Annotated in this window: 8 protein-coding genes; 3 read left to right on the top strand and 5 right to left on the bottom strand. The window is 62.7% G+C overall.

The features are described 5' to 3' along the window. On the bottom strand, window positions 1-349 hold a 349-nt coding region (locus J0I64_RS22385), incomplete at its 3' end, for a LacI family DNA-binding transcriptional regulator (RefSeq protein WP_291412478.1). A gap of 80 nt (window positions 350-429) precedes the next feature. Here J0I64_RS22385 and ugpC point away from each other — a divergent pair. Genes ugpC through J0I64_RS22370 form a run of 3 tightly spaced genes read left to right on the top strand, consistent with a single transcriptional unit; the run spans window position 430 to window position 2,918 of the window. Continuing rightward, a complete protein-coding gene (gene ugpC / locus J0I64_RS22380) occupies window positions 430-1,488 on the top strand; it encodes a sn-glycerol-3-phosphate ABC transporter ATP-binding protein UgpC (protein WP_291412476.1) in 1,059 nt (352 codons plus the stop codon). A 24-nt stretch (window positions 1,489-1,512) separates the two neighbouring features. Continuing rightward, window positions 1,513-2,250 carry a glycerophosphodiester phosphodiesterase family protein gene (locus tag J0I64_RS22375; protein WP_291412474.1) on the top strand — a complete coding sequence of 246 codons (738 nt, stop codon included), beginning with the start codon at window positions 1,513-1,515 and terminating at the stop codon, window positions 2,248-2,250. Further along, entirely contained in the window at window positions 2,247-2,918 is a 672-nt protein-coding gene (locus J0I64_RS22370; protein ID WP_291412472.1) for an HAD-IA family hydrolase, read from the top strand. Before J0I64_RS22375 ends, J0I64_RS22370 begins: the two co-directional genes overlap by 4 nt. On the opposite strand, the gene J0I64_RS22365 is transcribed toward J0I64_RS22370, so the two are convergent. From J0I64_RS22365 to J0I64_RS22350, 4 genes are all read right to left on the bottom strand, one after another. Continuing rightward, complete coding sequence (locus tag J0I64_RS22365) at window positions 2,915-3,730, bottom strand: class I SAM-dependent methyltransferase (protein WP_291412470.1); 816 nt, start codon at window positions 3,728-3,730, stop codon at window positions 2,915-2,917. The genes J0I64_RS22370 and J0I64_RS22365 overlap by 4 nt on opposite strands. A gap of 136 nt (window positions 3,731-3,866) precedes the next feature. Beyond that, complete coding sequence (locus J0I64_RS22360) at window positions 3,867-5,453, bottom strand: peptide ABC transporter substrate-binding protein (protein ID WP_291412468.1); 1,587 nt, start codon at window positions 5,451-5,453, stop codon at window positions 3,867-3,869. A gap of 84 nt (window positions 5,454-5,537) precedes the next feature. Beyond that, the gene (locus J0I64_RS22355; RefSeq protein WP_291412466.1) at window positions 5,538-5,906 is read right to left on the bottom strand and encodes a DoxX family protein; all 369 of its coding nucleotides are present in this window, start codon (window positions 5,904-5,906) and stop codon (window positions 5,538-5,540) included. 8 nt (window positions 5,907-5,914) lie between these two features. Continuing rightward, the coding region (locus tag J0I64_RS22350; RefSeq protein ID WP_291412463.1) for an autotransporter domain-containing protein at window positions 5,915-9,761 on the bottom strand (3,847 nt) is incomplete at its 5' end.

The raw sequence follows: 9,761 nt of genomic DNA, 5'->3' as shown, positions 1-9,761 counted from the left end.
GGTAGAAGAGCAGCCGCTCGAGCAGCTCATCCATGCGCGAGGCATCGCCGACCAGCAGCAGAATCCCCAGTCCCCGTTTTTGCAGTGCGCCGGACAACAGCTCCAGGAGCTGCGCGTAAAACGGGTTGTTGAGATCTGAACAGACGACCCCCACGAGACCGCTACTGCGCTTGGACAGCGAGCGCGCGATGGCGTTGGGTCGATAACCCAGCATTTCGGCCGCGGCCATGACTTTGGCGCGCGTTTCTGCCGACACGTAGGTGTTGGGCGTAAAGGTGCGGGAAACTGCCGAGCGCGATACGCCCGCCAGTTTTGCCACATCTGCTGATGCGGGTTCTTTCTTCTTCATGCGCGCATACCGCCAGATAACTACTTGACCGTCAATAACGCTGCAACGTAATCTGCACCCGCGTGCAGGGAGGTTTTGACATGAGTACGTTGTCCATTCGTGGCGTCAAGAAAAACTATGGCGGAACGCAGGTCCTGCATGATGTCGATCTCGAAGTGTCGGAAGGCGAGTTCGTCGTTCTCGTCGGCCCTTCGGGTTGCGGAAAATCGACGCTGCTGCGCATGATCGCCGGGCTCGAGGACATCACCGAAGGCGATATCCTGATCGATGGAAAGGTGGTCAACGCCGCCTCACCCAAAGAGCGCAATATCGCCATGGTGTTCCAGAATTACGCGCTCTATCCGCATATGAGCGTGCGCCAGAATATCGGCATCAACCTGCAGATCGCCGGCCTGCCGAAGGCCGAAGTCGAAAAGCGCGTGCTCGATGCCGCCCGTGTGCTCAATATCGAGCCCTATCTCGATCGTCGCCCGGGCCAGCTTTCGGGCGGCCAGCGCCAGCGCGTCGCCATGGGCCGCGCCATCGTCCGTGATCCAGCCGTGTTCCTCTTCGACGAACCGCTGAGCAATCTCGACGCCAAGTTGCGCGTGCAAATGCGCTCCGAGATCAAAGCCCTGCAGACCAAGACGCCGCGCACCTCGATCTACGTGACGCATGACCAGACCGAGGCGATGACCCTGGCGGATCGCGTCGTGATCATGAATGCCGGGCGGATCGAACAGATCGGCACCGCCCTCGAGGTCTATTCCAGGCCGGCCAACATTTTCGTGGCGAGCTTCATCGGCTCACCCGCGATGAATATTTTCCCCTCGACGCTGTCGACGTCTGACGTTGGCCCGGCCGTCGAGCTTGGCGACGCACGAGTGCGACTGCCCGAGGGCTCCTCCGGCAAGGGTGACGTCCTTGTCGGCTTGCGGCCCGAACATCTGCTGCTCGATCCTGAAGGACCGATCAGCGCCAGGGTGCTCTACGTGGAGCCCATGGGCGCTCAGACGCAGCTGGCGGTAGAGGCCGGTGGTCGCGAGCTCGTCGTGGTTTGCGCCGGCACGACCGTGCCGTCGCCCGGCCAGGATATCCGCCTCAAGGTCGACCCGAACCTCATCCATATCTTCGACCCGGCCTCGGGCCGTCGTCTCTGACCGCAGGCGCTTGGTATTACTGAAATGACGAAGATCATTGGCCATCGTGGTGGCCGCAACGTCTGGGCCGAGAACAGCCGGACGGGGTTTGAGAAGACGCGTGACCTCGCGATCGACGGCGTCGAATTTGACGTGCATCTGACCGGTGCCGGTGAATTGCTGGTCATTCACGACCCGACGCTTGACCGTACGACGATGGAAACGGGTCTGGTCTCCGCCTTGCCCCGCGGCGCGGCGCAATCGGTCCACCTCAAAGGTACGAGCGAAGGCATTCCGACGCTGGACGATGTTCTGGCAATCTATGCCGGTACAAACGTGGAGCTGCATATCGAGCTGAAGGACGATGCGAATGGCGTCCCCTATCCTGGCATCGTCGAAGCGGTGCTGGCGGCAGTGGATCGGCGTGGCCTGCGGAAGCAATCCTTCCTGACGAGTTTTACAACGTCCCTCCTCGCCGATATCCGGAGGGCAGCACCGGGCGTGCGGACACTGAGTTCCCTCCATGCCCCGCTCGTCGAGCGGGAAGGCCTGCAAAGCGCACTTAATACCCGTCTCGCGGTCGCCGATGTGATCGCGATTGAAAACGCCGTGCTCAAGGCGCATTGGGCCGAAATCACCGACATGGTGCCGCTGGACCGTCTGGGTGGCTGGGTGCCGAACAGCGAAGATGATCTTCGCTACTGGCTGTCTCTGGGCCTGCGCCAGATCACGACCGACGAGCCCGTTCGTGCGCTTGCCCTGCATGGGAAGACCGATCGATGAGCCGCCAGAATATTGGCCTCGTCATCTTTGATTGCGACGGCGTCTTGATCGACAGCGAGCCCATTGCCAGCCGCACACTGGCGACGGCTCTTCAGGATGCAGGCATTGCCATCAGCGCCGAGGAAGCACTGCGGGTCTTTACCGGAAACTCGGAACCCGCAATCCGCAAGATGTGCGCCGACGACTATGGCCTTGCCGATGTCGATGGCACGTTCAGCAAATGGCACGAGGCGCTGGAACACGCCTTTGCCACCGACCTCCTGCCGATGCGCGGCATGGTGGATCTGGTCGCCCAACTCGACCTGCCTAAATGCGTCGCGTCCAACAGCCGCACCAGGCGCCTGCAGCAGAGCCTGGGCAATACTGCCTTGTGGGAGATTTTCAGCCCCCACATTTATAGCGCGGAGATGGTCGACCGGCCCAAGCCGGCTCCGGACCTGCTGCTCCACTGCGCCGACCAGCTCGGGGTCGATCCCGACGCCTGCGTCATGATCGACGATAGCGCTCATGGCATCGCCGCAGCCCATGCCGCGGGCATGCGTTCCATCGGCTTTGTCGATCCTAACGACCCCCGACCCGGCCGACCCAAGGCGCTGGAACATGCGGGTGCGGATCACGTCGTCACCGGTGCAGCGGCACTGGCCGCGGTCCTGGCACAAATGGCCTAGGCGGGCTTGGTGGCGCGATAGAAGAGCGTCTGCAAAGGCACCTGGGCGGGCATCTGGCCAAATTCGCTCTTCAGCAGCGACAGAAGCTCGCCCCGGATGGTCTCGGCGCTTGTTTGGCCCCGCTCGTTGATCTGGCCGATGATCGGATTGCCGAAAATCAGCCCCTTGGAGAACATGTCCAGATCGGCAACCGTCTTGTCGATGGTCATGACGCTGATCTCAAGCTGGGTGAAGCCTGCTTCGAGGGTCATTTCCTTGATCGGGTCGATCGCCGCGCAGGAAAACGGCACGTGATAGAAGTTCGGCGTGTTCACCGGAAAGGTGCGTTTCACCAGATCGTGGGTGATGCCGGCATAGCGGTTGTACCTATGCTCGTCCCAGACGCTGAAGAAATAGTGTCCACCGGGTTTGAGCACCCGTAGCGCCTCGGCAAAGGACTTTGGCCGGTCGGGATAGAACATGATCCCGAACTGGCACACGATGGCGTCGAACGCGGCATCGACGAACGGCAATTGCTGCGCATCGACCGCCTGAAACTCGACGCCATTCGCCTTTTCGAGCTTCTGTCGCGCCACATCCAGCATGGGCGGATTGAGGTCGGTTGCCGTGATGCGCGTTGTGGCGGTCAATCGCTTTCGGAGCGCCTCGGTGACGATCCCGGTACCTGCGGCGATCTCGAGCACCGACGATGGCGCGACGGCAGCGACACGCGCGGCCATCAGGTCAGCATAGTCTGCAAACAGCACCGGCCCGAGGCCACGATCATAGAATTCGGGGATGCTTCCTACAAAGGCGGCGATATTCTGGTCCACAGCTCCGTCCTCCCATCGCTGAGATAGACCGCATAGCCCCGCCCCCATTCGAGCCGGAGCCGATTATGCCACATCTGCGATGGAAACCCAAAATCAACTGCGCTTGCGCCGGGTCGAAATCGTCCGCTTTCGCGCCCTATCGGGACGCCTTCTGCACCCAGCGCGAGGGGTGAATATTCTTGGCGTTGTCCTCGATGCCGGTAAGCCCCCCGGCAATCAGGTTGCGCACGATAGCCCAGTGCAGCGGGATGATGGCGACATCGTCGACAAGGCGCCGTTCGATATCGGCCAGCAATGCCGCCCGCTGCTCGAGATCGCGCTCGTCATTGGCCTGGGCGAGCAGGTCATCGACGCCCTCGCCCAGATAGTGCCCCATATTGAACTCCGAGGCTGATCCCATGAGTTCAAGGATATTGGCAGGGTCCGAAACATCGAGGAACCAGGTGAGCCGGGCGAGGTCGAAATCGCCGGCATGGAGCTCGGAAAGATAGGACTGCGGCGCTGCGTCGTAGAGCGAGGCCTTGACGCCGATCTCGCCCCACATTCTGGAAATCGCACGCACCATCTGCTGGTGGGTATCGTCCGCATTGTTGGCGTAGTGGATTTCAATCGCGAGTGGATTGTCCCGCGTATAGCCGAGCCCTTCAAGCGCCGCCCGCGCCTCGGCGAGACGGCGTTCATAGGGCCAATCCGCCCATTCAGGCCGATAGGAACCGCCAGGTGCAGAGTTCGCCGTTCCATCGGGCACGAGGCCATAGGCCTCGGCGCGCGGCGAATGCACCCCTTGCGGGTCGAGCTGCGAACGATCGATGGCCATCGAGAGCGCACGGCGCACGGCGACATTATCGAAGGGCGACCGATCGAAATTCACCGTCAGATAGGAGAGGCCGAGAAACGGCGCCACGTGGCTTTCGCCCGCCGCATTGGCGTCGATCCAGGCATTGGCGCTGACCGGCAGATCGTAGAACATGTCGATCTCGCCGATCTTGAACCGCTCCAGCGCCGCCGGCACATCGTCCACTGCATAGTAGTTGATCGCGTCAATCTCGACCTGCGACCGGTCATAATAGCGCTTCGACTTCTCCGCCCGCGTCAGTTCGCCGTCCCGCGCAGTGATGACATAGGGTCCATTGCAGACAAGGTCCGCCGGGGCGAGCCCCACTCTGCCCTTGCTCGCGAGCAAGGCGCTCGGCAGCGGATAGGCGGTCGAATGGGTAAGAAGCTGCAGGAAATGCGGCGCCGGACGTTCGAGCGTGATCTCGACCGTCCGGGGATCAAGCGCCTTCACCCCAAGCTGATCCATGCCCAGCGCCCCCGAGGCGATGGCCGATGCATTGCGGATCGGAAACTGCAGATAGGCGAATTCAAAGGCATTGGCCGGATCGAACAACCAGCGGAAGGCCGCAACAAAATCCTCCGAAACCACCGGGTCGCCATTGGACCAGCCAAGCCCCTCGCGCAGGGCAAAGGTATAGGTCAGGCCATCGGGCGAAATCGTCCACGATGCCGCCTGGCCGGGAATGGCCTCGCCCTTTGCATCAGCGGCCAAAAGGCCCTCGAAACAATCGGCCATGGCAATTGGGTCGATGGGTCCGAAGGCCGTTGGATAGGCGTAGATGGTCTGCGGGGTGTGCGCCAGATTGAGAGTATCGGCGAGCACCGGCTCAGCGACTGAGCCGAGGCACCCTAGGGCGAGCAATGCGGCCCGGACAAGAGAGGTCAAATCTGCTCACCACCGGGCGATCATCTGTTCCGAGCACAAGTTGTTCCCTATTTTTTTCTGCAAGGGAAGGCCTTTGCCACATGGTCATGCCACACCAAGCGGCGGCAGGGCGAAGCCATAAAGCCCCCAATAGCCGGTGACGAGCAGACCCAGCAGAAAAACGCTCGGCGGCAGGTGACCCGGCTCGTTGCTGCGGATCAACACGGCGAAGATGGCAAAGCATTCGAGGGCCCCGAGCATGAAGCCGAAGGGGCGCAGCGTCGGGACCAGCAACAACACGCCGATCACCAGGCACACCGCCGCGTTGACCAGGTGCCACCAATCGGGAAAGCCCCAGCGCACAAAGCTCTCGCGCATCGGGCGCGGGCCGATAGCGCTGACAATGCCATCGGCGAAAAAGAAGAAACTGAGGAAGAAGGTGAGAAGCATCGCCCAGGTAAAACCGAAAATCATGAAGTGACCTATGAGAGGGGAGAGAGAGGAGAGACAGAGGGGACGGCGGGCTTTCGCCCGCCATCAGGAAGATCAGAATTTGACCGAGAGGTTTGCCCGCACGCCGTGCTGCTGCAGACCGGAACCGATCTGACCGTCATAGGCGACGCCGAGATCGACATTGGGGGGCTAAGGCTGAAGTCGAGCCCAGCCTGAACGATGGCCGCGTCCTGAGCCAGCGAGCTGCCCGCAACCGTGAAGGCGGCGCCGTTCGAGAAGCTATGGGTCGAGGTCGGGTTGACGAGACCGATGGCGTGACGCCAGCCCACCATGCCGTGTGCCCGGGCTTCGATTTCGCCCAGCGCAATGGTGGTTTCCCCGCGCAGACCGATGGTCACGCTCGTGGTGCCGACATGCTGACCACCGCCCGAGAGAGCCGAGGCGCCGCCCTGTTCGGCAAAGCCGCCGGTATAGAGGCTGGCATGGGCCAGGTTGACGAAGGGCTCGAGGATCAGGCCGCTGTCGAAGGCGAACTTGTAGCCGATTTCGCCGAATGCCTGCCCCGTACCACCCATGCGCGAGCTGAAGAGGGACTCGGTGAAGCCAGGCATGGTCACCGTGCGGTTCACCTTCATTTCGTGCTGGCTATAGGCCGCGCCGAACTTGAGCGTGACGTTCTCTATCTCGCCGCCGCCATAGACACCGGCATGGTAGTTGCTGGAGCTTGCCGTGGCGCCACGATCGGCCATGCTGACGCCGGTCTGGCCGACGCCCATCATCGCGCCGAACATCCAGTTCTGGTTGAACATGGCGTCGGCCCCAATGAAGAGGTTGCCCGCGCTGAAGCCGGTCCGGCCGGCATTGCCATTGGCTTCGAGCACACCCAGGCTACCCGCCGCACTGCTCCAGAGCGAAACGCCGACCTTGGCCTGCTCGTCATTGACCGCACCGAGCCGAGCAAAGGCCGCTGCGACGCGATCTTCCATGGCAGTGCTGACGCCCTGCCCTGCGGCGAGAATTGCACCCTGGACGGAAGCCTGCGCCTCGCCCGAGAGCTGGTCGAAGGCCGAACGTGCGTCGGCAGCATCGAAGGTCAGCACGCGATCGTAGAGCACATTGCCGGCGCCCTGCGCATCCACCGCGCCAGCCGTTGCACGCTGGTTGGCCGTTTGAGCGATATCGGCAAAGAGAGTAGCGTTGCGCGCCAGGTGCAGGCGTACGTCGTTTTCGTTGTAGGCCAGCGACGCCTCGAGGAAGGCGAGATTGGCGCCGACACCGTCAAAGACGCCGTCAATGCCACCCTCGGCGCGCAGGATAGTGTAGTCGACCCCGGCGGAATAGTCGCCGCCGCTGGCCAGGGCAAAGACCCGCCCGCCAAGGTAGGCGGTGCCGTCGACATCGACGAGACCGGCATTGCCAGCAGCATCGAGCATAACCTCGAAACGGCTCGTGTCCGTGAGCGTCAGGTCACCCCGGACGGAGAGTACACCAAACCCGGCCGGAGCAAGGGACTGGTCCTTGGGATAGGCGCTGCCGGCTCTGATCGTGCCACCGATAAGGGCGTCGCCGACGGCGCCGGAGCCCTGCAGACGGCCGTTTTCACCCACTGTGATCTCAGTGATGACGCCGTTGACCTCAAGCGTGCCGCCGCGCACTTCGGTACCGCCGAAGTGTTCATTGCGGTTGTTGTTGAGCACCAGGGTGCCGCGATCGCTCTTGACCAGGGTGCCCGAGCCGGTGAACGAAGCCGAAATCGTTGCGACATAGTTTTCGCCCGCTGCGGTACCATCGCCGACACGCACGATGTTCTCGCCGTCGGCGAGTTCGATCATGCCTCCCTCGATAGAGTAGCCGCTGGTCGCAAACTGCATGCCGGTGACCGCGACGCTATCGGGGATATCGACCTGGCCGGCCTTGCCAGCAAAGACGACGAAGCCCGGTGTCGGGGACTGCTCGGAATTGGCGATGCCATCGGCCGTGGTGAAGCTGTTGTGACCGTTGCCCCAGGTGCCGCTGCCGCCGTCGATCAGGCCATTGTTCCAGAGCGCGGAGTCGCCACCATCCCAGAAGAGCGTGTCGCCGGCGCCCGCCGAAGCGTGCAGCACGTTAACCTGCCCGGCCACACTGGTCTGGACCTTGAGGTCGCCCGATGTGTATCCGGCCGGCACGGCGCCGATGTCGAGGCCGTTGTCGGTCAGGCGCCCGCCATAGTCGAAGAGGCGATAGATGCCAGGATCGAAGCCGCCGACATCCTCGATGTCGAGCGTGCCATCGAGCACCAGATCACCATTGACGTTAAAGAGGCCAAGGCCGCTCATCGCGCCGAACTGGGCGAGAATATGCGCATCTTCACCAAGCGCGAGCGCGTCCATGGTCAGGCGCGAGCCGTCATAGCCGGCGAGCACGCCGCCATTGATCACCACTTCGTCGAGGCGACCATTGCCCGAGAGCGTGCCGCCATTCTGGATGACACGCATGCCGCTGAAATCGCCGTCGACGCTGACCGGGCCGTTCTCGATGCGCAGGAAGCCGGTATAGGTTTCATTGTCGCCATCGAGCGAAAGCAGGCGCGAGCCGATCATCACTATGCCGGACTCTTCCGAACCGGTCACCGTGCCCTGGAAGGTCGATGTGGTCTTCTGCGGATCGAGCGTCAGCACGTTGTCGCCCAGCTCCAGCGTTGCGGTCGTGCCGCCCGAGATGCCGCCGATCTGCTGACTCGCTGCAAGGCGCAGGCGGGTATTGGTGCCCAGGATGTGCAGCGATTCCACACCCAGGGAGTTCTCTTCGCCCCCCGTCAGCGTGCCGCCGACAATATTGGTGTTGCCGCCGAAGCCGGTGATGCCGGTGATAACCAGTTCGCCATTGCCGGTCTTGGTGTAGCCGCCGCCGAGCGCCGACCCCCAGATGCCGCCTGAATGGGTTGCCGTGCCGGTATCGACGTTCAGCACAGCCGCGCCGCTGGCCGATCCGGTCTGCAGCGAATTGGCAAGCGTCACCCCGGCCGCATAGTTGAGTCGGGTCGTCTGCTGGAAGTAGATGTCGCTCGAACCGAAGGCGCTATCGGAATTGGCGGTGACCGTACCGCCCTGCAGGCTGGTACCACCGGAATAGGTATTGTTGCCACTGAGTACGAGCGTACCCGCGCCGGTCTTGACCAGATTGCCTGCACCCGAGATGACGCCGGTCAGTGTCAGGGTGTTGCCGGTCTGGAAGTACTGGTAGCGATTGCTCCCCACCAGCACGAAGTCGTTGGCGAGGTTGATCGGTCCGGTGCTGTTATAGAGGATGGTGTTGTGCGCCATCGTCACCGCGCCGGTGCCGAACGCCAGGTTGGACAATGGCGTCAGCCGCCCCGTCGCGAGATCGGTGCCACCCGAATAGGTGTTGTTCCCCGAAAGCGTAAGATCGGCATTGACCAGCAGGCGTCCGTCGCCGCTGATCAGGCCGCTGGCGGTCACGCGGTCGCCCATGAATTCGGCGGTACCGGTCAGGTTGACCTGGTTGGTCAGGCCGAAATCGTTGAGGTCAAAACGCAGCCGTGTTCCGTCGAGCATCGAGATGGGGCCGGTGCCCGCCGCGTTGCGATGGGCGAGAACGATCGTGCCCATATTGACGTCGAGGCCGCCCGAAAACGTGTTGGCACCGGAAAGGATCAGGGTGCCGAAGCCAGCCTTGCTGAACTTGTAGGCGCCCGAAATCGCACCCGACTGGGTCGCTGCTTCATCGGGCGCCACGTTCCCGACGGTCTGGCGCGTCATGACGATCGGCGTGGTGTTTACGTCCCCGTCCCCGTAGCTCACCGTATCGACCTGCGCCCGCGCGGGCATGGCAAGGCCGATCACGGTCGCCGACACGCCGAGCAATAGCAGTGCC

The sequence above is a fragment of the Devosia sp. genome (assembly GCF_017307565.1).
In the GTDB taxonomy this organism is placed as follows: domain Bacteria; phylum Pseudomonadota; class Alphaproteobacteria; order Rhizobiales; family Devosiaceae; genus Devosia.
The sequence above is the reverse complement of the archived record's forward strand: the minus strand, read 5'-3'. Positions and strand labels throughout refer to the sequence as shown.